20 protein-coding genes are annotated in these 22,382 nt (G+C 74.6%); 13 read left to right on the forward strand and 7 right to left on the reverse strand.

Annotated elements, in window-relative coordinates; translation table 11 throughout:
* The first annotated feature begins 235 nt into the window (after nucleotides 1-235).
* The 3 genes from SNE206_RS25515 to SNE206_RS25525 all read left to right on the forward strand — a co-directional run bounded on the left by SNE206_RS25515 (nucleotide 236) and on the right by SNE206_RS25525 (nucleotide 4,514).
* Entirely contained in the window at nucleotides 236-1,819 is a 1,584-nt protein-coding gene (locus SNE206_RS25515) for an FAD-dependent monooxygenase (protein WP_407915831.1), read from the forward strand.
* Between the two features lie 296 nt (nucleotides 1,820-2,115).
* Nucleotides 2,116-3,399 carry an MFS transporter gene (locus SNE206_RS25520; protein ID WP_407915832.1) on the forward strand — a complete coding sequence of 428 codons (1,284 nt, stop codon included), beginning with the start codon at nucleotides 2,116-2,118 and terminating at the stop codon, nucleotides 3,397-3,399.
* Nucleotides 3,400-3,563: 164 nt separating this feature from the next.
* The gene (locus SNE206_RS25525) at nucleotides 3,564-4,514 is read left to right on the forward strand and encodes an alpha/beta hydrolase (RefSeq protein WP_407915833.1); all 951 of its coding nucleotides are present in this window, start codon (nucleotides 3,564-3,566) and stop codon (nucleotides 4,512-4,514) included.
* Between the two features lie 131 nt (nucleotides 4,515-4,645).
* Here SNE206_RS25525 and SNE206_RS25530 read toward each other — a convergent pair whose 3' ends face one another.
* The 3 genes from SNE206_RS25530 to SNE206_RS25540 form a co-directional block, all read right to left on the reverse strand.
* Entirely contained in the window at nucleotides 4,646-5,638 is a 993-nt protein-coding gene (locus SNE206_RS25530; RefSeq protein ID WP_407915834.1) for an LPXTG cell wall anchor domain-containing protein, read from the reverse strand.
* Nucleotides 5,639-6,183: 545 nt separating this feature from the next.
* A complete protein-coding gene (locus SNE206_RS25535) occupies nucleotides 6,184-6,906 on the reverse strand; it encodes a GNAT family N-acetyltransferase (protein WP_407915835.1) in 723 nt (240 codons plus the stop codon).
* Nucleotides 6,907-7,063: 157 nt separating this feature from the next.
* Nucleotides 7,064-7,864, reverse strand: coding sequence for an IclR family transcriptional regulator (locus SNE206_RS25540; RefSeq protein ID WP_407915836.1), 801 nt, complete (start codon nucleotides 7,862-7,864; stop codon nucleotides 7,064-7,066).
* A gap of 350 nt (nucleotides 7,865-8,214) precedes the next feature.
* Between SNE206_RS25540 and SNE206_RS25545 the strand changes: the two genes are divergently transcribed.
* The 6 genes from SNE206_RS25545 to SNE206_RS25570 are packed head-to-tail and all read left to right on the forward strand — an operon-like array spanning nucleotide 8,215 to nucleotide 14,019.
* Entirely contained in the window at nucleotides 8,215-9,210 is a 996-nt protein-coding gene (locus SNE206_RS25545; protein ID WP_407915837.1) for an ABC transporter substrate-binding protein, read from the forward strand.
* A 44-nt stretch (nucleotides 9,211-9,254) separates the two neighbouring features.
* Nucleotides 9,255-10,352 (forward strand): NrtA/SsuA/CpmA family ABC transporter substrate-binding protein, encoded by a 1,098-nt coding sequence (locus SNE206_RS25550; RefSeq protein ID WP_407915838.1) that lies wholly within the window; start codon nucleotides 9,255-9,257, stop codon nucleotides 10,350-10,352.
* Nucleotides 10,349-11,227: an ABC transporter permease gene (locus tag SNE206_RS25555; RefSeq protein ID WP_407915839.1), complete on the forward strand. Its 879-nt coding sequence runs from the start codon at nucleotides 10,349-10,351 to the stop codon at nucleotides 11,225-11,227. Before SNE206_RS25550 ends, SNE206_RS25555 begins: the two co-directional genes overlap by 4 nt.
* Nucleotides 11,224-11,985, forward strand: a complete 762-nt coding sequence (locus SNE206_RS25560) for an ABC transporter ATP-binding protein (protein WP_407915840.1) — start codon at nucleotides 11,224-11,226, stop codon at nucleotides 11,983-11,985. Before SNE206_RS25555 ends, SNE206_RS25560 begins: the two co-directional genes overlap by 4 nt.
* 44 nt (nucleotides 11,986-12,029) lie before the next feature.
* Nucleotides 12,030-12,929, forward strand: a complete 900-nt coding sequence (locus SNE206_RS25565) for an ABC transporter substrate-binding protein (RefSeq protein WP_407915841.1) — start codon at nucleotides 12,030-12,032, stop codon at nucleotides 12,927-12,929.
* Nucleotides 12,930-12,933: 4 nt separating this feature from the next.
* Nucleotides 12,934-14,019, forward strand: coding sequence for an LLM class flavin-dependent oxidoreductase (locus tag SNE206_RS25570; RefSeq protein WP_407915842.1), 1,086 nt, complete (start codon nucleotides 12,934-12,936; stop codon nucleotides 14,017-14,019).
* 92 nt (nucleotides 14,020-14,111) lie between these two features.
* Here SNE206_RS25570 and SNE206_RS25575 read toward each other — a convergent pair whose 3' ends face one another.
* Entirely contained in the window at nucleotides 14,112-15,008 is an 897-nt protein-coding gene (locus SNE206_RS25575; protein ID WP_407915843.1) for a LysR family transcriptional regulator, read from the reverse strand.
* Between the two features lie 132 nt (nucleotides 15,009-15,140).
* On the opposite strand from SNE206_RS25575, the gene SNE206_RS25580 reads away from it, so the two are divergent.
* From SNE206_RS25580 to SNE206_RS25590, 3 genes are all read left to right on the forward strand, one after another.
* Nucleotides 15,141-15,614, forward strand: a complete 474-nt coding sequence (locus tag SNE206_RS25580) for a cupin domain-containing protein (protein WP_407915844.1) — start codon at nucleotides 15,141-15,143, stop codon at nucleotides 15,612-15,614.
* A gap of 312 nt (nucleotides 15,615-15,926) precedes the next feature.
* On the forward strand, nucleotides 15,927-17,120 hold the full coding sequence (locus SNE206_RS25585) for an NAD(P)/FAD-dependent oxidoreductase (protein WP_407915845.1): 1,194 nt from the start codon (nucleotides 15,927-15,929) through the stop codon (nucleotides 17,118-17,120).
* The gene (locus SNE206_RS25590) at nucleotides 17,117-18,034 is read left to right on the forward strand and encodes an RNA polymerase sigma-70 factor (protein ID WP_407915846.1); all 918 of its coding nucleotides are present in this window, start codon (nucleotides 17,117-17,119) and stop codon (nucleotides 18,032-18,034) included. Before SNE206_RS25585 ends, SNE206_RS25590 begins: the two co-directional genes overlap by 4 nt.
* Nucleotides 18,035-18,166: 132 nt before the next feature.
* Here SNE206_RS25590 and SNE206_RS25595 read toward each other — a convergent pair whose 3' ends face one another.
* Nucleotides 18,167-18,607 (reverse strand): hypothetical protein, encoded by a 441-nt coding sequence (locus tag SNE206_RS25595; protein ID WP_407915847.1) that lies wholly within the window; start codon nucleotides 18,605-18,607, stop codon nucleotides 18,167-18,169.
* 230 nt (nucleotides 18,608-18,837) lie between these two features.
* On the opposite strand from SNE206_RS25595, the gene SNE206_RS25600 reads away from it, so the two are divergent.
* The gene (locus tag SNE206_RS25600; protein ID WP_407915848.1) at nucleotides 18,838-19,539 is read left to right on the forward strand and encodes a hypothetical protein; all 702 of its coding nucleotides are present in this window, start codon (nucleotides 18,838-18,840) and stop codon (nucleotides 19,537-19,539) included.
* Between the two features lie 62 nt (nucleotides 19,540-19,601).
* Here the strand turns inward: SNE206_RS25600 and SNE206_RS25605 are convergent, their stop codons facing one another.
* Together SNE206_RS25605 and SNE206_RS25610 are read right to left on the reverse strand one after the other, a co-directional pair.
* Nucleotides 19,602-20,588 (reverse strand): aldo/keto reductase, encoded by a 987-nt coding sequence (locus SNE206_RS25605; RefSeq protein ID WP_407915849.1) that lies wholly within the window; start codon nucleotides 20,586-20,588, stop codon nucleotides 19,602-19,604.
* A 218-nt stretch (nucleotides 20,589-20,806) separates the two neighbouring features.
* Nucleotides 20,807-22,141: a cytochrome P450 gene (locus tag SNE206_RS25610; protein WP_407915850.1), complete on the reverse strand. Its 1,335-nt coding sequence runs from the start codon at nucleotides 22,139-22,141 to the stop codon at nucleotides 20,807-20,809.
* Between the last annotated feature and the right edge of the window lie 241 nt (nucleotides 22,142-22,382).

The following is a 22,382-nucleotide window of genomic DNA, read 5'->3' on the forward strand; positions in this document are numbered from 1 at the left end:
GCCGCGACCGTGCCGTTCCGCCCACCCGCCCACCCGCCAAGCCCGGGAAACGCCCCCGCCCCCGGCCCCCCGCCCCGCTCCCACCCGCACCCCACAACCGCACGGAGAGATCGCCTTGCCGGAACACCTCCCACCTCCTCCCCCCGCGGCCGGAGAGACCCCCCGTGAAACCCCCGCCGCCGGCCGTCCCCCCGCGGCGCCGTACCGGCGGCCCGCACCGACGGGAGACCCGCTCATGACGGATCCCCAGGTCGTCGTGGCCGGAGGAGGACCGGTGGGCCTCGCCGCAGCGGTCGAACTCGGGCGGCGCGGCATCCGGGTCCTGGTCGTCGAACCCCGCACGACCGTCTCCCACGCGCGCCCCCGCTGCAAGACCGTCAACGTGCGCACCATGGAGCACCTACGGCGCTGGGGCATCGCCGACGACCTGCGCACCCGCGCGCCGCTGCCCGCGGACCGGTCGCAGGACATCGTCTTCTGCACCACGCTGACGGGCCGTGAACTGTCCCGCTTCACCGGTGTGCTCGGCCTCGTACCCGACGGCGACCGCTTCCCCGAACTCGGGCAGCAGGCCCCCCAGTACGTCCTGGAGGAGCTGCTGCGCGACACCGTCCGCAGCCTGCCGACGTGCACCCTGGCCACCGGGTGGTCCCTCACGCGGGCCGGGCAGGACCCGGACGCCGTCACCGTCGAACTGACCGGCCCCGACGGCGGGACGCGGACGGTCACCTGCGACTACCTCCTCGGGTGCGACGGCCCGCGCAGCACCGTGCGCGAGCAGATCGGCGCCCGCTACGACGGCGAGCACGCGCTGCGCCCCAACTTCGGCATGGTCTTCCACGCGCCGGCCCTGGAGGTGGAGGTACGGCACGGCCCGGCCGTGCAGTACTGGGTCGTCAACCGCGACTGCCCGGCCCTTCTCGGCCCGATCGACACCGACGGCACCTGGTGGATGATCGCGTTCGGCGTGGACCGCGAGACCGGGGAACGCCGGGCCGAGGAGCTCATCGACGCCGCGGTCGGCCGCCCCACCGCCGCCACGGTGCTGTCCACCGACCCCTGGACGGCGCGGATGCAGATCGCCGACCGCATGCGGGAAGGCCGCATCTTCCTCGCCGGTGACGCCGCCCACCTCAACCCGCCCTTCGGCGGCCACGGCCTGAACACCGGCATCGGCGACGCGGTCGACCTCGGCTGGAAGCTCGCCGCCGTCCTGCAGGGATGGGGCGGCCCCGCCCTGCTCGACAGCTACGAGCACGAACGCCGCCCCGTCCAGGAGCGTGTCATCCGCGAAGCGACCGCCAACATGGCGGTCACCTCACCCGAACTGGTCGCCGACGACCTCGACACCGACGGCCCGCTCGGCGAATCCGCCCGCCGGGCGGCCCACCTGCGCATCCAGGACACCAAAACGGCGGAGTTCCACGCACTCGACCTGGTCATCGACATCCGCCTCGAATCCTCCCCCGTCATCTCCGGCGCCACCGACACCCCCGGCACCACCGGCACCACCGCCGGACAGCGGCTGCCGCACGCCCGGATCGGACCCCGCTCCCTGTACGACCTCCTCGGCCCGGGCTTCACGCTGCTCTGCCTGACCGACACGGCGACCCGCGACGCCGCCCTGCTCGCGGACGCCGCCAAGCGCAGGCACGTACCGCTGGACGTACTGGACCTCAGCGGATCCGGTCTGCGTCACCACCTGGGCACCGACCTCCTCCTCGTCCGGCCGGACCAGTACGTCGCCTGGGCCGGGGACCACCTGCCGGACCCGGACCGGCTCGTCGAGCACGCCACGGGCGGGCCGGCCTCCGTCTGAGCGGCACACGGCGGTGCAGGCCGGGCCCACCGGCGATCCCGCGACAGGGCGCCCCCGCGGATGGCCCTCCCCTCACCGGCGAAGGCCACCCACCGCGCACGGCCCCACCACCGAGCTCGCCCACTGCCGAACTCCCCAGCGCCGAACTCCCCTACCGAACCCCCACCACCGAGCTCCCCCACCACGAGCTCCCCACCGCCGGCCCGAGACCGCGCACACGTCCGGCGCGCCCGCCGTCGAACGGCGCGGCGCGGGCCAGGCACCGCGCGTCCCCCACCCTCCTCAGGAGCACGGACATGAACACCAGCTCTCAACCGTCCCGTCCGGCCGTCCGCACCGGCCCCGCCGTCGCCCTCGGCCTCGTCATCCTCTGCATCGAGGGATACGACCTTTTCGTCCTGGGCACGGTCGGCCCCTCCCTGCTGGCCCACCCCGGCTGGGGCGTCACCCCCTCCACCCTGGGCCTGCTGGGCAGCCTCACAGCCCTCGGCATGCCCTTCGGCTCCATCGCCGCGGGCTGGGCCGGCGACCTGTACGGGCGCCGCGCACCGATGGCCGTCAGTCTGACCTGGCTGTCCCTGTGCATGCTGCTCAGCGCGATGGCCGGCGACCTGCCGCTGTTCGCCGCCACACGGTTCCTCGCCGGCGTCGGGATCGGCGCGCTGATCCCCCTCGTCACCGCCTACGTCAGCGAAGCCGCCGACCCGGCCCGCCACTCCCTCCACGTGGGCACCGCCACCACCGGCCTGGCCATCGGCGGCATCGTCACCGGCATCGTCGGCCGCGCGCTGCTGCCCCGATGGGACTTCCACGCCCTCTTCCTCTTCGGTGTCGTCCCCCTCCTGCTGGTCCCCGTCGTCCTGCGCCTCGTGCCCGCACGTCTCTCCGGCGGAACCCCCGCAGCACCGAAGCCGCACGGACCCGGCACCGCACCGCAGAGACCGCCGGCCAACCGGGTCGGGCAGCTGCTCACCCCCCGGTACCGCCGGGCCACCCTGCTGTTCTGGGCCGCCACCTTCAGCGGCCTGGTCCTCGTCTACGGCGCCAGCACCTGGCTGCCCACGCTCATGATCAAGGCCGGGTACGACCTCAGCTCGTCCCTGGAGTTCGCCATCGCCTTCAACGTCGGCGCCGTCGTCGGCACCCTGAGCGCCGCGCTGATCGCGGACCGCGGACTGCTGAAGGCCGCCACCGTCGTCAGCTTCCTCCTCGCCGCCGTCGCCATGATCACGCTGAGCACCCCGCAGCCGCGCGCCGTCCTTCTCCTCGCGTCCGGCGTCGCCGGAGCCGGCGCGCTCGGCACCCAGGCCCTCGTCAACATCTTCGTCGCACGGGCGCACCCCGCCCATCTGCGGGGCACCGCGCTGGGCTTCAGCCTCGGCGTCGGCCGCGTCGGCGCCATCGTCGGCCCCAGCTACCTGGCCGCGGCCACCGCCCTGGTCGGCTCGCCCGAGGCGGGCTTCTACGCCTTCGTCGTCCCGGCCGTCCTCGGCGCAGCGCTGATCGGCCTCCTCCGGCCCGGCACCACCGGCACCGGCTCCGCCCGGCCCCAGCCGGCGGCGCACGCGCCGGCGCCGTAGCGGAGGAGTCCGGCGGCAGAGGTGCCGCAGGCGTACCCGTCCCGCCGCCGGGCGTTCGCCGGATCGGCCGTGCCGCGCCCCTGCGATCCCGGGCGTATCCGCACGGTTCGATCAGGAGGCCGCCCGGGGCGGGGCGTTCGGGTCGGGGTGGCATCCTGTCCTGCATGGCCGAACCGATCGATCCTCCGCTCGCCGACGCCGAACTGGCCGCCTTCGTCGGGGCAGTTCGGCAGGACCCCGGGCTTCCTGCCCGCACCGTGGGCGCGGCGGGGTTGAGGCGGGCGCAGCGGCTCCGCGTCGGGGCGCGGCCTCCGGGCCCCGCGATCGCCCACGTCGAGGATCTGACGATCGGCCCGGCTGCTGTGGGGGCCCGTCTCTACCGGCCGTCGGCGGCGCGGGGGCCGCTGGTGGTGTTCCTCCACGGAGGGATGTGGACGATCGGCGATCTGGAGTCGCATGACCGGGTGTGCCGCAGACTGGCGCTCCGGACCGGTACGGCGGTGCTGAGTGTCGACTTCCGCCGGGCTCCGGAGCACCCGTGGCCGGCGGCCGTCGACGACTGCGTGGATGTCGTCCGGTGGGCGGTCACCGACGGAGGTTCCGGCACCGGGGCCGCAGGCCCGACCGTGGTCATGGGGGACAGTTCCGGGGGAAACCTTGCCGCGCTCGCCTGTCTGCGGCTGCGCGACGAAGGCGGACCGCTGCCCGCCGCCCAGATCCTGGTGTACCCCAACACCGATCTGACCCTCTCCTCTCCCAGCGCGCGGTCGAAGGCCACGGGCTGGGGCCTGACGGCCGACGACGTCGCGTGGGGCGTCGAGCAGTGGGTTCCGGATCCGTCCCGACGCGCCGACCCCGGGGTCAGCCCGGTGTTCGCCGCCGACCTGGGCGGGCTGCCGCCCGGTGTCGTGATCACCGCGGAGCACGACCCGCTTCGGGACGAGGGCGACGCCTACGCCGCCCGGTTGGCTGCCGCGGGCGTTTCGGTCGGACACCGCTGCGAGGCCGGCATGGTCCACGGGTTCCTCACCCTCGACACCCTGTCCCCTGCCGCCGCGGCGGCAGGGGACAGGGTGTTCGCGGACGTCACCGACCTGCTCGGCCGGATCGGCTGAGACACCGGCAGTCGACGGGAACCCCGGCCCGCCCGGCCGGGGCGCCCCGACCGGGGCCGCGCGAGGTCAGGGGCCACGCCGGGGTTCCTGACCGCGCCGTCCGGTACGAGCACATCGCGGCCGTCAGGTTGTCAGGCGCGGTGGGTGTTGGTCTTGCGGCGGCGCAGCAGGACCAGGGCGCCGGCGCCGAGGGCGACGACACCGGCGCCGGTGGCGGCGATGGCGGTGGAGTTGCTGCCGCCGCCGGTGCTGGCGAGGTTCTTGGCCTCGGTGACGGTGGTGGTGGAGGGCTTCTTGGTGGGGAGAGCGGTCGGTACGCCGGTGGGCTTGCCGGTCGGCGCACCGGTCGGCTTCGCGGAACCGCTGGGCTTGGGCGAACCGGTCGGCTTCGCGGAACCGCTGGGCTTGGGCGAACCGCTGGGCTTCGCGGAACCGCTGGGCTTGGGCGAGGCGGAGGGCGCGGCGGACGCGCTGGCCGAGGAGCCGCCGCCGGAGGCGGTGATGGTGAAGGCCTTCTTGGCGCCGACGAGGAAGCCGTCGCCGTCGGGCTCCTCCTCGGACTCCGCGTCGGCGGGGTACAGGACGGCGTAGGGCTGGGCGGTGGCCGCGCCGGCCACGGCGGCGGAGGTCAGGGAGAGGTGGACCTCGATGCTCACGCTCTTGCCGGCCGGGACGAAGACGACGGAGTTCTCGTCCGGCTCGGCGTCGTCGCTGAGGCTGCCCAGGATCACCGCGACACCGGGGCCGTCCGGGCCGTCGTTCTCCAGCTGGGCGTCGACCCACTTGTTGGTGTACGGGTTCTTGAACTGGGCCTTGACCTGGCTGGTGGCGATGTTGCCGGCCGAGGACAGGAACAGGACGGGCAGCGCCACGGCGTCGTCACCGCTGTTGCTGATCACCTCGGTGAAGGTGACCTGGCCGCCACCGGCGGCGATGCCGGCGGGGAAGTCCTTGAGGGAGACGGTGCCGCCCACCTTGGGGGCGGCGGCGTGCGCGACGGCCGGCACGGCCGCGGGGGCGGCCAGGGCGGCGGGGGCGGCCAGGGCGGCGGGGGCGGCCAGGGCGGCAGCGCCCGTGACCAGCGTCGTGGCGGCGGATATCGCCAGGGCACGGCGCAGCTTCATGGAGACCTCACAGGTCCACCGGCACGCCGTTACGGCGCACCGGTACGGAAAATTGGGGGTTGCGTCCGGGCAGGCCGGAGCCGCAGGCCCGCGACGGGAACCGCAGGGCCGAAGCCGGATCGTACCCGTATGAACAGAAGCTGTGAGGAAGCAGGGTGTCTGATGAGAAGGCCAAAACACCCCGGACCGGGCCAATCTGACATCAATCGCTCCCGCGGCACCTGTCGCGGCGTCCGGCAGGGTCCGGCGCCCTGGGCGGCTTCGAGGCCGCCGTCGCGGCCGCGGCCGCGGCCGCCGTCGAGCATCCGGTGCGCGGCCTGGCCGGCGGTTCAGGACGCCTTCCACCTGCCCGGCCGGCTGCTCCGGCCGGCAGGCGCGCGCCGTCCAGGAGCGCCTGACAACCCTGCACTGGATCCCCACCGACCGGCCGCCGGATCCTGTCGGGGACGCGGTCCGGCCGCCGGATCCTGCCGGGGGCCCGGTCCGGGCGCCGGATCCTGCCGGGGCGCGGTCCGGGCGCTGCCCCCGACCGCACATCCATCCCGCTACGCGAGTTCGATGCTCAGCTGGGCACCCAGCTCCTCGAAACCCAGGGCGACCGCCACCCGCCGGGACGCGGGCACCCCGGCGCGCCACTGCGGCAGCAGCCCGACCGCGAGTGCGTGCGCCGCCGTCGCCGAGCCCGTCACCCGGGCGAGCCCCCGTCCCCGCCACGCAGGCGCGGTCAGCACGCTGATGTGAGCGGTCCGGCCCGGCCAGGACCGGTATCCGGCAGCAGCGACCACCTCGCCGCCCTCGCGGAGCACGAACGCCGGCGAGGTGATCTCCCGCAGACCGGCCTCCCCGGTGTCCTCCTCGCCCGCCAGTTGCTCCAGCCGCCGCAGGTCCGGGTGCTCTCCGGGCAGTTGTTCCACCGCCTGCGCGCCGGGCCGGACGGGCCGGAACGCGTCCGGGGACAGGTAGGCCAGCATCGCGGGGCCGAGCACCCGGGCCACCGGCAGCACCCCGCGAACCGCATCGGCATCCGTGACCGCCGCCACCGGCAGCACCTCCAACGCGTCGCGAACGATCGCCGCCGCACGCTCACCGGGCGCGGTCACGATCGCCGACCCGCCCAGGGACACCAGCCCGACCCAGCCGGCAGGACACATCCCCGATTCCGGCGAGACGACCACGTCCACACCTCCCACCGGCGCGAACGACACCGGCGCCGCGGCCAGGCCCTCCCACAGCCCGCGGGCCCTGACCAGCAAGGGTTCTGTCGACATGGGCAGATCCTGCCAGCCCGGGCATCCGTCACACCTGCGGAATTCGATCGGCGAGGGGAGGGGGCCGGGTTCCCGCACGTTCGCGCGGTACGGCGGCTCCGGGTCGGGCCGCCCGCCGGTCCGGGGCTACGGGGTTACGGGGGCTCCGGGCTACGGGTCAGGCCGCCCGCTGGTCCGGGGGCAGGAGCAGCACGGCCAGGGCGGCCGCGCAGGTCTTCGCCTGGACGAGTGCGCCCGGCAGGCGGTCGGCGGTCAGCCGGTCGGGGGTGGAGCGCACGGCGAGCGCGAAGCGGGCGTGGCCGGTGCAGTCCAGCACGGGGACGGCGAGGGTGCGGACACCGGCTGCCGACTCACCGTCGTTCAGTGCGTGACCGGCTGCCCGGACTCCGGCCAGTTCCTGTTCGAGCGAGTGCAGTTCCGTGATGGTCCGGTCGGTGAAGGCGGTCAGCGGCCCCAGGGACGCCGGCTCCGGATCTCCGGCCCCGGGCCAGGCCAGCAGCACCTTGCCGAGCGCCGTCGAGTGCAGCGGCCGCCGGAGGCCCAGGCCGTCGTCGGGACGGACGGAACCGCCGACCAGGATCACGGCGTGGGGGCCGCTGCGGATCGCCAGGTCGGCGGTGGCGCCGGTGCGGCGCGCCAGCGCGTCGAGTTCCGGGCCGGCCAGGTGCAGGCCGCGCTGGTGGAAGGTGAGCTGGCCGAGTTCGGCGACGGTCGGGCCGAGCCGGTAGCGGGCGGTGTGCGCGTCCTGCTCCAGGAAGCCGGTGGAGACCAGGGTCCGGGCCAGACGGTGGGCCGTCGACACCGAGAGGCCCATCCGGCGGGCAAGGTCGGAGGCGCTCAGGTCGGGCCCGTTGTCATGGAAGCAGTGCAGCAGGTTGAGCGCCCGGTGCACGGCCTGCGCGCCGGCGGGCGGGGTCTGGGGCACCGGCGGGGCCGGGGCCTTGGCGGCTTCGGGCATGACACCTCGATCGGGACAACTGCACTGGTGCTCCGAGGTTATGGCACGAGGTGGTGCCGCATTGTGGCGTCGGCATTGCAAGAACGTGGCAAACATGAACATGCGATCCCATGATGTGGAAAGACTTGCTTCCGGTTCTCCGGCCGTGGAACGCTCGGCGCAGTCGCCAGGACCGCCCAGGAGGGAGCAGCACCGTGAACGTCCGCCCGTGCCGCACCTCCTGTTGTCGCTGACCGCGCCGGCGCACCCGCCACCCCTCTGTCTCCACCCTGCCGCCACAGCCTTCCCATCTGATGGGCAGTGAGCTGTCGCGGCCCACGCTTTCCCCAGTCGCCAGGAGTCGACCTGCCATGCCCAGCCATGCCCCGGACACCCTCTGGTTCACCCGCTGCCCCGTCCCCACCGCCACCGGTATCGCCGCCGACCAGGGCTGGCTCACCGCCGAGTTCGCGGCCGACGGCATCGCCGTGCGCTCCCTCCAGGATGCGGCACCGGAGGACGCCGCCGACCACCACTACACCCACGCGCTCGGCGCTCTCTTCCGCGAGGGCGGCAACGTCCCTGCGCTGTGGGCCCGTTCACGCGGAGAACGGACCCGGCTGATCGGCCTGACCTGGATCGAGGAACGCCAGGCGATCCTCGTCCGGGCAGGCAGCGGCATCAGCTCCGCCGAACAGCTCGAAGGGCTGCGGCTCGCGGTGCCGCGCCACACCATCGCCATCGACTTCTGGCGGGCGATGGCCCTGGCCGGACACACCGGCGCCCTCGCCCTGGCCGGGCTCACCACCGCGGACGCCGTGCTGACCGACGTGCCGGCCGACGGCCGTTCCGGGCAGTGGACGGCCGAACTCGCCGCCCTGCGCGAGGGCCGGGTCGACGCGGTGTACGTCAAGGGCGCGCTCGCCGTCGAGGCGGCCCGGCAGTACGGCGCGGAGGTCGCGGTCGAGCTCGACGCCGTCCCCGACCGGCGCAGGCGGGTCAACAACGGCACCCCGCGCCCGATCACCGTCCACCAGCAGCTGCTGGACGACCACCCCGAACTCGTGGCCCGCTTCCTCGCCGTGCTGATCCGCGCCGCCGACTGGGCGGCCGGGCAGCCCGAGGAGGTCGCCCGGATCCTCAGCGCCGAGACCGGCGCCGGAGCCGAGGGTGTGGCCGGCGCGTACGCCGCCGGCAGCCACCGCACCCTGCACCTCGACCTCTCCGGGGACCGTCTGGACCTGCTCGCCCAGCAGGAGCACTTCCTGCACGCGCAGGGCTTCCTTCCCGACCGCGTCGACGTCCGTACGTGGGCCGACCCGGCCCCGCTCGCCGCCGCCCGCCGACTGGCTGCCGAACCCGCATGACCGCCCGACCATCCGACCGCTCGACCGCTCGACCACCCAGCCGCATGACCGCCCGGTCGTCCGACCGCCGCCGCACCGCCGTGCCCAAGGAGCCCGCCACCGTGACCGCCAACCGCCGCCTCGTCCTCACCACCGCCCTCGCCGCCGCCGCCGCTCTGGCGCTGACCGCCTGCTCCTCCTCTTCCTCCTCCTCCGACGGCAGGAATGCCACCGCCTCCTCCGGCGGCAAGGGCGCCGAGGTGACCCTGCGGATCCCCGACCCGGGCAACTCCGGTTTCCTCGCGAAGGGCAAGAAGGACGGCTCGCTGGAGAGAGCCCTCGCCGCCGTCCACGCCAAGGTCGCGTGGACGGGCAGCGCCGGACCGTTCGCCCCGGCCGCCCAGGCCCTCAACGCCCAGCAACTCGACGTCGCCCAGGGCTCGATCACCTCCGCCGTCGCGGCGCTCGCCCAGAAGCCCGGGTTCAAGCTCTTCGCCCAGACCGAGCCCGACCAGGCGGGCGAGGGCATCCTCGTGAAGAACGGCTCCCCGATCAGGACGGTCCGGGACCTGATCGGCAAGAAGGTCGCCTGCTCGCAGGGCGGCACCAGCGAGTACCTGCTGCTCAAGGCCCTCAAGCAGGAGGGGATCTCGCCGGACCAGGTGGAGCGGGTCTACCTGCGCGCGGACCAGACCTCCGGCGTGTTCAACTCCGGCCAGGTGGACGCCTGGGCGACCTGGGGCACCTTCGCCGTGCCCGCGATCGCCAACTCCGGGGCGCACTTCCTGGTCGACGGCAAGGCGGTCGGTTCCGACAACTACGCGGTGTGGGCGGTGCGTACGGGCTTCGCCGACCAGCACCCCGAGGTCGTCAAGGCGTTCTACGGCTACCTGCACGACAACGGCCGCAAGGAGAAGGCCGACCCCGGCGCGTACCTCAACGTCTTCACCGACGCCGGCCCGACCGCCGTCACCCCGGCGGAGAAGGACCTCGCCATCGGTGTGGCCCGTCAGCGCGCCGTCGAATCCCCGATCACCGAGGCCGACATCACCCGCTTCGGCACGGTGGCGGCGTTCTTCGCCGAGCAGAAGGTCACCAAGTCGACGGTGGACGTGCGGCCGCACCTCATCGACGTCAACAGCCTTGCCGGGGCGGCGAAGTGAGCACCGCGACACTCGTCGACGAGGCAGCCCTGCGGCACTCCGGCCTGGTCGAGCCGCGCCCGCACCTGCCCGCGCACCGGCCGCGGCTCCTCGCCCTCGGCCTGCGCGTGCTCGGACCGCTCGGCCTGCTCGTCGCCTGGCAGGTGGCCTCCGCCACCGGCGTGCTCACCCCCGACATCCTGGCCTCGCCCGGGCAGGTCGTCCAGGCCGTCGGGGAGCTCTGGGGCAACGGTCAGCTTCCGGCCGCACTCGCCACCTCGCTCACCCGGGCCGGCCTGGGCCTGCTGATCGGCGCGTCGGCCGGACTGGTCCTCGGCGTGGTCACCGGCTTCTTCCGGCTCGGCGAGGAACTGCTCGACTCGGCCGTCCAGGTGCTGCGGACGGTGCCCTTCCTCGCCCTGGTACCGCTGTTCATGGTGTGGTTCGGCATCACCGAGACGGCCAAGATCGCCCTGATCGGCGTGGCCACCAGCTTCCCGATGTACGTCTCCACCTCGGGCGGCGTGCGCAACACCGACCGCAAGCTCGTCGAGGCCATGCGCAGTTTCGGCCTCGGCCGCTGGGCGGTGGTCCGCGAGGTCGTCCTCCCCGGCGCACTGCCGGCCCTGCTCTCCGGACTCCGGCTGTCGATGACGCTCAGCGTGATCGCGCTGATCGCCGCCGAGGAGATCAACTCGACCGAGGGGATCGGTTATCTGATGGCCCAGGCGCAGAACTTCTCGCGCACCGACGTGCTGGCCGTGTGCATCCTCGTCTACGGCCTGCTCGGGCTGCTCGCGGACGGCATCGTCCGCGGCCTGGAACGGCTGCTGATGCCCTGGCGCGCCCCGGGCACCGCCCGGACGGGCACGGCCGGAAAGGCGGTGGCCCGGTGAGCACGCCCGGCACCCCCCTGCCCGCCGTCCACGTACGCGGCCTGCGCCGCACCTTCGGCACCCGCTCGGTGCTGGACGGGATCGACCTCGACATCGCCCGCGGCGAGTTCCTCGCCCTGCTCGGCGCGAGCGGCACCGGCAAGACCACGCTCCTGCGCATCCTCGCCGCGCTCGACCGGGCCGACGCCGGCACCGTACTGGTGCCGCCCGCACGGACCGTCGTCTTCCAGGAGCCCCGGCTGGTGCCGTCCAAGCGCGTCCTCGGCAACGTCACGGTCGGCCTGCCGCGCGGCGCCCGGACCCGGGAGACCGCGCAGCGGGCACTCGCCGAGGTCGGGCTGGCCGACCACGCCGACGCCTGGCCCTCCACCCTGTCGGGCGGCGAGGCGCAGCGCGCCGCCCTGGCCCGGGCGCTCGTACGGGAGCCCGAACTCCTGCTGCTGGACGAGCCGTTCGCGGCACTCGACGCGCTCACCCGGCTGCGGATGCAGGACCTCGTCGGCGAACTGTGCCGCGCGCACCGCCCGGCCGTGCTGCTGGTCACCCACGACGTGGACGAGGCGATCCGGCTCGCCGACCGGGTGGCGGTGCTGCGCGACGGCGCCCTCGTCCGCGACGAGACCGTCGACGTCACCCGGCCGCGCGACCCGGCCGACCCGGCCTTCGCCACCCTGCGCCGCCGGCTCCTCGCCGACCTGGGTGTCCACCCCGACCTCGGTGTCCACGCCGACCTGGGCGTCCACGCCGAAGCCTCCTGACCGCCCGCCCATCCCCTGAACCGCACTCCCCGGAGCGAACTCCCATGACCGTGACCATCGGTGTCCACCGCAGCAACCCGTCCCTCTACCACCTGGCCCGCCTGAACCTCCTGCAGGAGGAGCTCGCGCCGCTCGGCGAGAGCGCCGCCTTCCACCACTACACGGACGGCACCCGGACGGGCGAGCTCCTGGCCGACGGCACCATCGACTTCGGCGGCACCGGCTCCACCCCGCCGATCACCGCCCAGGCGGCCGGCCACGACCTGGTCTACGCCGCCGTCTCCGCGCCGCGCCCCGACCACGGCGCCCTCCTCGTGCGGGCCGACGGTCCGATCACGGATGTCGCCGACCTCAAGGGCACCATCGTGGTGCTGGGCGTCGGCTCCTGGCAGACGCACCTGCTCGCCAAGGCCCTCGACCGGGCGGGCCTCTCGTACGGCGAGGACGTCACCCCCGAGCGGCCGCGCGGCGACGAGGCCGACCGCCTGCGGGCCGGTGCGATCGCCGGCTGGATCGCGCAGGGTGCCGAACTCGCCGCCGCCCACCGCAGCGGGGAGTTCCGCGAGCTGGTCCGCACCGGCGACGTGATCACCGACCGCTCGGTCTTCTTCACCCGGCGGGACGTCGCCACCGAGCGGCCCGAGATCGTCGCGGCGATCGTGACCGCCCTCCGGCGCGCCGACGCCTGGGCCGCCGGCCACCTCGCCGAGGCCGCGGAGATCGCCGCCGGCGACCAGGGCGGCAGCGTCGAGGACTGGCAGACCGCCCTGGCCGCGCTGCCGTGGGAACTGGAGCCCGCCACCGCCGAGTTCATCGCCGAGCAGCAGGAGGCCGCGGACATCTTCCGGCGTGTCGGCTTCCTCGGCGGTCCCGTCACCGTCGCCGACGCCCACCTGCCCGCGCTGGAGCAGACGGTCGCCGACGCCGTCCGCAAGGGAGCCTGAACCGATGGCCGCCCCCGAAGTCCTCTGGTACATCATCCCGCGCGAGGGCCACTACCCCTGGGAGCCGGCCGGCAGCCGCCCGGCCGACCTCGGCTACCTCCAGCAACTCGCCTCCAGCGTCGAACGCCTGGGCTACACCGGCGCCCTCCTCGCCACCGACCGGTACGACGTGTGGGCGCTCGGCAGCGCGCTCGCGGCCGCCACGGGCCCCGGCTTCAAGCCGCTGCTCGCCGTCCATCCCGGCCTCGTCTCGCCGACCCTGCTCGCGAAGATGGCGCTCTCCTTCGAACACCTGCACGGCGCCGGCCGCCTGCGGTTCAACGTCGTCAACGGGTCGACCCCCCAACTGCGCGAGTACGGACTGGACGTCGGGCACGACGACCGGTACCGGCTCTCTTCCGAGTACTGGAGCGTGGTCAAGCGCCTCACCTCGGGCGAGGTGTTCGACCACCGCGGCGAGTTCTTCCGCCTCGACAACGCGGGCGGGTCCTTCCGCGACCTGCCGCCGCTGCGCGAGGGGCACGTCCCGCTCTGGTTCGGCGGCTCCTCCGACGCGGGCATCGAGATGGCCGCCGAGCACGTGGACGTCTACCTCACCTGGGGGGAGGCCCCGCACCTGCTGAAGGAGAAGCTGGAGCGGGTCCGCGCGCGGGCCGCCGCGTACGGCCGCACCCTGCGCCTCGGCCTGCGCCTGCACCTCATCGTCCGGGACACCGAGGAACAGGCCTGGGCGGCCGCCGACCGGCTGCTGGACGTCACCAGCGAGCAGACGTACGCCCGGCAGCTGGGCGGGGCGCGCGGCGAGGACGGCGTCGGCTGGCAGCGGCAGTTCCGCCAGCACGGCGGCAGGGTGCCCGCCCATGCCCGCGAACTGGAGGTCCATCCCAACCTGTGGCCGGGCATGAGCCTCTTCCGCCCCGGGCCGGGCACCGCCCTGGTCGGCTCCACCCAGCAGGTGATCGAGCGGCTGAAGGAGTTCCGGGCACTCGGTGTGGACACCTTCATCCTCTCCGGCAACCCGCTGCTGGAGGAGGCCTACCGGGTCGCCGAGACGGTACTGCCGGCACTCCGCGATCCGGTGGACCGGTAGACCGGTAGGCCGGTAGGCCGGTAGGCCGGTAGGCCGGTGGACCGGTAGGCCGGTGGACCGGTGGGCCGGCAGGCCCCACCGCGACGGCCGCGTCACCGGCCCGGGTCGGCGGCTTCCGCGAGCGCCGCGAGCAGGAGTGGCACCGCCGGTGCCGCCGGGCCCTCCCGCACCACCAGGGAGGTCGTCGACACCGGCCCGTCCAGCGGCCGGAACGCCACCCGGCCGGCCGGCGGCAGCGCGCCCACGGGGTCGAAGACCGTCCACGACGGGGCGCCGTCCGCCGCGTCCGCCGCCAGGGCGGTCAGGGTGTCCTGAAGGACGGTGAACGGCGGCCCCGCGACCGGCTCGACGCCCGCGTCCCGGAGCGCTCCCGTGATCAGGTCGTGGAAGGCCGGATTCCGTCGGCGCGGGGCGAGCCGTACGGGGATCCCGGCCAGGTCCGCCGGGCGCAGCCGCTCCCGCCCGGCGAGGGGGTGCCCGGCGGGCAGGGCGACGACGAGGGGGTCCTCCCACACGGGAGCCGCCGCCAGCCCGGCGTACGGCCCCGGCCCCCGCACCAGCGCCGCGTCCGAATCACCGCCGCGCACCGCCTCGATCCGCTGTGCACGGTCCTGCTGACGCACCGTCACCCGGAGTCGCGGCGCCGTCCCGGCGAGCCGGTCGAGGGCGCGGTAGACGCGGTCGCCGAACGCCCGACTGGTGCCCAGCCGCAGCACCCCGTCGGCCCCGGCCACCACCTCGGCCGCCACCCGTCCCACCCGGTCGACCGCGGCCAGTGCCGCGCGCGCCTCCGGCAGCAGGCGCCGCCCGGCGGCGGTGAGGCGGACCGTGCGGGTCGACCGGTCGAACAGCCGGACACCCAGCTCGCGTTCGAGGCGTGCGACCTGCTGGCTGACGGCGGACTGGACGACGTGCAGGCGGGCGGCCGCCCGTCCGAAGCCGCCCTCGTCGGCGATCGCGACGAGGTACTCCAGCTGCCGGATCTCCACGGGGCTCCTCCCGTCGGGCCGTTCGCGGCCCATCACCGGAGGTGATGGCTGCCTTCGTCAACTGCCGCTTGGTCGCGTCGTGTTCCCGGGGTGAACTGGACCGGAGACATCCGACGACGTAGGGAGCCGGCCGTGCCCGCGACGACCGAACCGCTGATCGTGCACGAACTCGACGTCGAGGCGGTGCCGTTGCCCGGCGGCGGCTCGTTCCTCCTGCTGGAGGACGGCCGGGGGACGGCCGGCCTCCTCGGCGTGAACCGCCTGGTCCTGCCGGCCGGTGCGGACGGCACCCGGCCGCACCACCACACGCTGTCGACGGAGCTGTTCCACGTCCTCGACGGCGTCATGGAGTTCCTGGTCGGCGGCACGGTGACGCGCGTCGGCAGGGGTGGGCTGGTCGTGGTCCCGCCCGGCGCGGTCCACGCCTTCGGCGCGTCCGCCGAAGGCCCGGCCGGGTTCCTCGCGGTCCTCACGCCGGGCATCGAACGGTTCGCCTACTTCCGGCAGTTGGGCCGCATCGCGCGCGGCGAGGCGGGCTGGGAGAGCATGGCCGGCCTGCACGACGAGTTCGACGTCCACTTCGACGGCGGCCCCGACTGGCGCTGACCGGCCCGGCGAGACCCTGGCGGTCGCGTCCGGAGGCCCTCCGGGGGGTGCACGGACGGGCGCGGCCGCGGGCGGTCCGGAAGCCCCGGCGCTGCCGACGACCTGCGGATCCCCTGGTTCCGCCGGCTCCCCCCGGGAGCCGGCCGATCATGGTTGAATGCTGCGCGCATCGGAGCCCGGGGGCCGGTGCCGCGCTCTCCCTCCACGTGTGACGCGGGCCACATCGGCCTCATGTCACGAACGGAGAGGCAGCTTGCGTCTGGTGGTCGTCCGCGCGACGCGGACGACCGACACGAAAGAGGCAGCAGAGCGATGAACGCGACAGCAGCGCAGCAGCACGAGGTCCTGGTCATCGGCGCCGGCTACGCCGGTCTCTCCGCCGCGATCCAGCTCGCGGCCCGCACCAGGAAGCGGGGGAACCTGCGGGTGACGCTGGTCAACCCCTACGACACCTTCACCGAGCGGCTCCGACTGCACATGACCGCCACCGGCCAGGAGACGGCCGAGCTGAGCATCCCGGAGCTGCTGGACGGCACCGGCGCCGCCTTCGTCCGCGGCTGGGTCACCGCCGTGGACGCCGGGGCGAAGACCGTCCGGGTCGACGACGACCGGGTCCTGCGCTACGACACCCTGGTCTACGGCCTGGGCAGCATCGCGGACACCGCCGCCGTCCCCGGCGTGGACGATCACGCCTACACCTTCGACGGCCCGGAGGACGCCGCCCTCCTCGCCGACCGGCTGACCCGGCTCGACGGCGGGACCGTCGTGGTCGGCGGCAGCGGCCTCACCGGCGTCGAGGCCGCCACGGAGATCGCCGAGCGGCACCCGGAGCTGCAGGTGGTGCTGCTGGGCCGGCAGGAGCCGGGCGCGAACCTGCACCCGAAGGCCAAGGCGCACCTGGACGCGGCGCTCGCCCGGCTCGGCGTGCAGGTGCGCAGCGGTGTCGAGGTGGCCGAGGTGCTGCCGGACGGCGTCGGACTCGCGGACGGCTCCGGCATTCCGGCGGACGTGGTGCTGTGGACCAGCGGCACCCGTGTCTCGCCGCTGGCTGCCGCCGCGGGCCTGAGCGTCGACGAGCGGGGCCGGGTGGTCACCGACGGTGCGCTGCGCTCGGTCTCCCATCCGGACGTCTACGCGGTGGGCGACGCCGCGGCGATCCGTCAGGGCTACGGCGTGATGCACGGGACCTGCCAGGGCGGCATGCCCGCCGGTGTGCACGCGGCCCTCTCGATCCTGCAGGTGCTGGCCGGCAAGGAGCCCAGGCCCTTCCGTTTCGGCTACTACCACACCCCCGTCAGCCTGGGCCGGAACGATGCCGTCGTGCAGTTCACCCACCCCGACGACAGCCCGCGCCGGATCGTGCTGACCGGCAGGCGGGCCGCCGCGTACAAGGAGAAGGTCACTGCCGCGCCGTGGCCGACCTTCGCCCGCATGAAGAAGATGCCCGCCTCGGGCGCGTTCTGGCCGCACGGCGGCCGCCACACCCGGATCAGGAGCGCCAAGTGACCCAGCCGCAGCAGGCCGGCCCCGACCAGCTCGCCTTCCAGCAGCACCGCACCCTGCTCTTCTCCGTCGCCTACCGCATCCTCGGCAGCGCCGCCGACGCCGAGGACGTGGTCCAGGAGGCCTGGCTCAAGTGGTCGGCGGCCGACCGTTCCCAGGTCGCCGATCCCAAGGCCTACCTGACCCGGATCATCTCCAACCTGGCGATGGAGCAGCTCCGTTCGACCCGCCACCAGCGCGAGACCTACGTCGGGCCCTGGCTCCCCGAGCCGATCCTCACCGGCCCGGACACCGCCGACGGCGTCGCCACCGCGGACTCGGTCTCCATGGCCCTGCTGGTCGTGCTGGAGACGCTGAGCCCCCTGGAACGCGCGGTCTTCGTGCTGAAGGAGGCCTTCGCCTTCAGCTACGCGGAGATCGCGGAGGCGGTGGAACGCTCGGAGGCGGCCGTCCGGCAGACCGCGCACCGTGCCCGCGAGCACGTCCGGGCCCGCCGGCCCCGGTTCTCCGCGGACCGCGCCCGCCGGCACGACGTCGCCGAGCGTTTCTTCGCGGCGGCGACGGGCGGCGACATCAACACCCTCATGGAGCTGCTCTCCCCGGACGTGACGCTGTGGACGGACGGTGGCGGCAAGGTCCGCCAGGCCCTCAAGCCGGTCGTCGGCCTGCAGACCGTGGCGAGTTGGTTCGCCGCGCTCGGCACCGTGACCTACCAGGGCATCGAGCCCGGGCAGATGCGGGCAGAGCTCACCCGGATCAACGGCGGCCCGGGCGTGGTCTTCCGCGGGCCGGACCGCGTGGTCGCCACGCTGACCTTCGACTTCGACCCGGAAGGCCGCATCTCGACCATCCACAACGTGGCCAACCCCGACAAGCTCCACGCCGTCGCCGACGGCACCCGGCACGAACTCTCCTGAGCCGCCCGACCGTTGTCGGCACCCGCCACGATCCTCGCCTGCCGCCGGAGGGCGGGGTCGCGGTCCGGTCCGAGTCGCCGCACCCCCGCATCCCCCGCACCGCCCGTCAGCCGGAGCGGGCGGCCGACGCCGTCAGCGGCGGCCTGCGGTCAGGACGACGAGGAACTGGCCGCCGCCCGCCTCGATGTCGGCGGTCACCGGCAGCCCCGGTACCAGCCGGGAGAACCGGTCCACCAGCCAGTCCGCCGCTTCCCGGGCGTCCTGCCGGGTCGGACAGCGGCCCACGATCTCGCGGCCCCCCTTGCGCTCCAGCCTCGCCGCAACGGTGATCAGCGGCGCGGGCTCGACCACGTACAGACGGTCCGGCCAGGCGATGACCACCTTGACCGCGCCCTTGCGGGTGTTGCACCCGCGGTGCGCGAGCCGCTCGGCGACCTTGGCCTTCCGGTCGGCGGTCCGGCTGTCGACGCTGGGCCCCCGCGGGTCGTTCACCGACTTGTCGGGGTCGACCGGTTCGTCGCACACCCAGCACAGCCAGCCGTCGCGCTCAGCTACATCATCGAGGAGACTCACCCGAGCAAACTAGCCTGTCCGGCCGCCATCCCGCGCACCAGGGCCCCGGCAACCGGGTGAGCCGTACACCGGGCAACTGCTGCGCCGGACGACCCGGGACACCGGACGCACCTCCCGGCTCTGGAACCGGGGCCGCGGATCATGGAGACTGGGTGGCGTCGGCGATGACACGCAGCAGGACGACGGGACGCACGGGGGAACAACTCATCGCACACCACCGCATACGCCGGGTGTCCCTGGCCGCGCTGCTGGGCACGGCCGTCCTCACCGGCTCCGGCTGCTCGGCCACGACCCGCGCCCCCGACGGAGCCGGGCCGTCCGCCACGGCCACGGCAACCGCCACCGCCACCGCCACCAGGCGCCCGCTGCCGGCCGACGCCATCGTCCCGGAGGCCGGGGCCGACCTCTGCACGCTCCTGGGGCCCGGCTTCCTCACCCGGTATGCGCCCGGCTACACGCTGGACGATCCGCGGCACAACCCGCTCATGAGTCCCGAGTACCGGATCCTGAGCATCGCCCGGGGCGGCACCGGCCCGGAACTGGCCGCCGGCGGATGCCAGGTCTCCACCGACGACGGCCTGGGCGGCCTCGGGGTCTCCTTCACCCGCGAGCTGCCGGGGCCGAACACCAGCATGTCGCCGGAGCAGCGCTGCGTCCTCGTCGCCGAGCACCGGCACGACCGGGAGGCCGCCGAGACCCGGTCCCTGTCCCCCGACTTCACCTTCGAGGACATGCCCGCCCTCGGCCCCGGCGGCTTCCGCGAGCTCGAAACCCGGAACGGGAGGATCACGATGGCCAGGACCCAGGGCTGCCACGGCACCGACTGGATCATGCTCTCGATCGTCCCCGGCCCGCACAGCGACACCGGCAAGGCCGCGGACGACGCCGTGGAGGCCCTGCAGGACATCTACCGTCGCCTGGGCGACGTCTGAGGCCGCCGCGGCGAGGCCCCGGCCCGGCCCGGCCCGGCCCGCAGCACAGCTCCCCGGTGGGATCAGTGCACGCCGTCGAGCCGGTGGCGCTGGTCCTCCGTCAGTTCCAGGTCGACCGCGGCCAGACTCTCGTCGAGCTGCGCCACCGAGGACGCCCCGACCAGCGGGACGACCGGCAGCGGGCCGTACATCTGCCAGGCCAGGACGACCTGGTTCACGGTCGCGCCGGCCTCACGGGCGACCTCCCGCAGCACGGCGAGCCGGGCGGGGGTGCCGGGGTGGTCGTAGTCCGGCGGGACCGGCTTGTCCGACCGGGTGTAGGCGCCGCCCAGCAGCGGCGAGTACGCGACCAGTGTCAGGCCGGGCTCGGCCCGCAGGTAGCTGAGGAGTTCGGCGCCGGCGTGGCCGAGGCTGCCCTCGGGGAAGAGCGGCTGGGGTATGTCCGTGCGCGGGCGCAGCAGGCTGTGCTGGTACTGCAGCACCTCGTACCCGGGCAGCCCGGCCGCGGCCGCGACGGCACGCGCCCGCTCCACCCGCCAGGCGGCGTGGTTGCTCGTGCCGAGCAGCCCGACGCTGCCCTCCGCCACCAGTGCGGCGAAGCCCTCGACGGTCTCCTGCACGGGCACGGTCCGGTCCTCGATGTGCGCGTACAGCAGGTCGATCCGCTCCACGCCGAGGCGTTCCCGGCTCTGCTCGGCCGCCTCGCGTATCGCGCGGGCGGACAGGCCCTCGGGGTTGTCGACGTAGCCGGTGCCGGGTGCGAGCGGGCGCGCCCCGAGCTTGGTGGCGATCACGATCCCGTCGCCGATGCCGCGGCTGTGCCGCCAGCGGCCGAGCAGTGCCTCGCTCTGCCCGCCCAGTCCGCCGTCGGCCCAGTAGGCGTAGTTGTTCGACGTGTCGACGAACGTGCCGCCGGCCTCGACGTAGCGGTCCAGGACGGCGAAGGAGGTCTTCTCGTCGGTGAGTGTCCCGAACAGCATCGCGCCGAGCGAGAGGACGCTGACCTCACGGCGGGTCGCCGGATCGCTGCCGATGGTGCGGTACTTCACGGTGCTGTGCCTCCGATCTCCGACCCGTGCGGTACGGGCCGAAGGGGATTCTTCGTCCTGGAGTCCACTCCAGGTCAAGCCCGTTCGTCCCGCAGGTCCGCACGGCGGGCCGGAACCCTGCGGCCGGAACCCCGGGCCGGGGCTCGGCGGCCCGGGGCTCGGCGGGCCGGGGCTCGGCGGACCGCGACGCACCGGCGCAGAGGGGCCGGACCGGAGCCTCAGGCCGGGGCCGGCGCAGCGGTGATCGTGGCGGGCGTCGGGCCGCCCGGGCGGAGGGTGAAGCCGAACACCGGACCGGCCGGGCTCTCGTGCAGCTGCGGGACGAAGGCGGGCAGCAGGCGGTCGAGGAGGATGTCGGCCTCGCGCTGGGCGAGCTGCGCGCCCAGGCAGGCCCGCGGGCCGAGGCCGAACGGGAAGTACGCGCCCGGGCCGGCCGGGCGTTCCCCGGCGGGAAGGAACCGGCCGGGCCTGAATCCGTCCGGCTCCGGCCACAGGCCGGGATCCCGGTGGGTCAGGTAGGGGCAGGTCAGGACGGTGCTGCCGGCGGTGATCAGGTGGCCTGCGACGACGTCGTCCTCGGTGGCGTGCCTGGGGAGCAGCCACGCGACGGGGTGGAGGCGCATGGTCTCGCCGACCAGGGCCCGGACGGCGGCGGCGCGGGCCGGCGAGCCGGCGGGCCCCGCGTCGAGTGCCCGGGTGCGCTCCCCGGGGTGCCGGTCGAGGAGGCGGTACAGCCAGGTCAGTGTCGTGGCCGTGGTCTCGTACCCGGCGACGAGCAGGGTGACGAGCTCGTCGCGGATCAACCGGTCGGTGTAGGCGGGGTGTTCACGGCCGGCGTCCAGGAGGGTGTGCAGGAGGCCGGGTCCGTCCTCCCCCGGCGGGGTGTGCCGGGCGCGGGCGATGGCGGCGTGGGCGACGTCGTCGATGCGGGCGAGGTCCGCGGTGGCCGCCGGGTCGATCTCCTGGCCGGGCAGTGTGGGCAGCGCGGCCAGGATCGACTCGCCGGCCTGGAGGGCGTGGTAGGACGCGTCGTCGATCCGGTGCCCGGTCAGGACGCGCCAGATGACGTCCATGGCGTAGCGGCGCATGTCCTCGGCGAGGTCGCGGGGTTCGCCGCTGCGCGCCGCCGCCGTCCACCCGTCCGCGACGGCCTGCGCGGCCGCCTCCATGTGGTGTTCGAGGCGGCGGACGCCCTGTCCGGTGAAGTGGGGCTGGAGAAGGCGGCGCTGGCTCTTCCAGGGCTCGCCCGCGGCCGAGAGCACGCCGTCGCCGAGCAGCGCGCGGGCGCGGTGGGAGCGCTTGACGTACCGGTCCGCGTGCAGGGCGAGGACGTGGTGCACGCCCTCGGGCGCCGTCACCAGCACCGTCGGCACGCCGCCGAGGACGAACCGGCTGACGGGGCCGAGGGCGCGGGCCCGGGTCAGCAGGTCGATCATGCTCCCGCCGCCCGTCTGCCACGTCCGGACGGCGGCCGGGTCCAGCTCGGGCGGCAGGGCGGCGGCGCGCCGTCCGTGCGGCACGGGTGCGGTGGAGTCGGGGGCGGCCGTGGCCATGGCGGGTCTCCTGCTCGTCGTGGTCCGGTGCGCTTCGCGGTCACACGCTAGCGGAAGGTGACGGGGCGTCGGGTCACGGGAGGTCGCGGCCGCAGGGCGGTCCGCCGACAGTCCTGCCGGGTGCGGCCGCCTTCCGGCACCGCGGTCCCGTCCGCGGTCCCGTCCGCGGTCCCGTCCGCGGTCCCGTCCGCGCTCCCCGGCGTCTCCGGCATAGCGTTCACTCTCAGATCATTGCAACGAG

Source organism: Kitasatospora sp. NE20-6 (assembly GCF_045862635.1).

Bases quoted from the DNA above. Each gene is read 5' to 3' on its own strand.
- SNE206_RS25515 (WP_407915831.1), top strand. From the start codon at position 236: ATGACGGATCCCCAGGTCGTCGTGGCCGGAGGAGGACCGGTGGGCCTC.
- SNE206_RS25520 (WP_407915832.1), top strand. From the start codon at position 2,116: ATGAACACCAGCTCTCAACCGTCCCGTCCGGCCGTCCGCACCGGCCCC.
- SNE206_RS25525 (WP_407915833.1), top strand. From the start codon at position 3,564: ATGGCCGAACCGATCGATCCTCCGCTCGCCGACGCCGAACTGGCCGCC.
- SNE206_RS25530 (WP_407915834.1), bottom strand. From the start codon at position 5,638: ATGAAGCTGCGCCGTGCCCTGGCGATATCCGCCGCCACGACGCTGGTC.
- SNE206_RS25535 (WP_407915835.1), bottom strand. From the start codon at position 6,906: ATGTCGACAGAACCCTTGCTGGTCAGGGCCCGCGGGCTGTGGGAGGGC.
- SNE206_RS25540 (WP_407915836.1), bottom strand. From the start codon at position 7,864: ATGCCCGAAGCCGCCAAGGCCCCGGCCCCGCCGGTGCCCCAGACCCCG.
- SNE206_RS25545 (WP_407915837.1), top strand. From the start codon at position 8,215: ATGCCCAGCCATGCCCCGGACACCCTCTGGTTCACCCGCTGCCCCGTC.
- SNE206_RS25550 (WP_407915838.1), top strand. From the start codon at position 9,255: ATGACCGCCCGGTCGTCCGACCGCCGCCGCACCGCCGTGCCCAAGGAG.
- SNE206_RS25565 (WP_407915841.1), top strand. From the start codon at position 12,030: ATGACCGTGACCATCGGTGTCCACCGCAGCAACCCGTCCCTCTACCAC.
- SNE206_RS25570 (WP_407915842.1), top strand. From the start codon at position 12,934: ATGGCCGCCCCCGAAGTCCTCTGGTACATCATCCCGCGCGAGGGCCAC.
- SNE206_RS25585 (WP_407915845.1), top strand. From the start codon at position 15,927: ATGAACGCGACAGCAGCGCAGCAGCACGAGGTCCTGGTCATCGGCGCC.
- SNE206_RS25610 (WP_407915850.1), bottom strand. From the start codon at position 22,141: ATGGCCACGGCCGCCCCCGACTCCACCGCACCCGTGCCGCACGGACGG.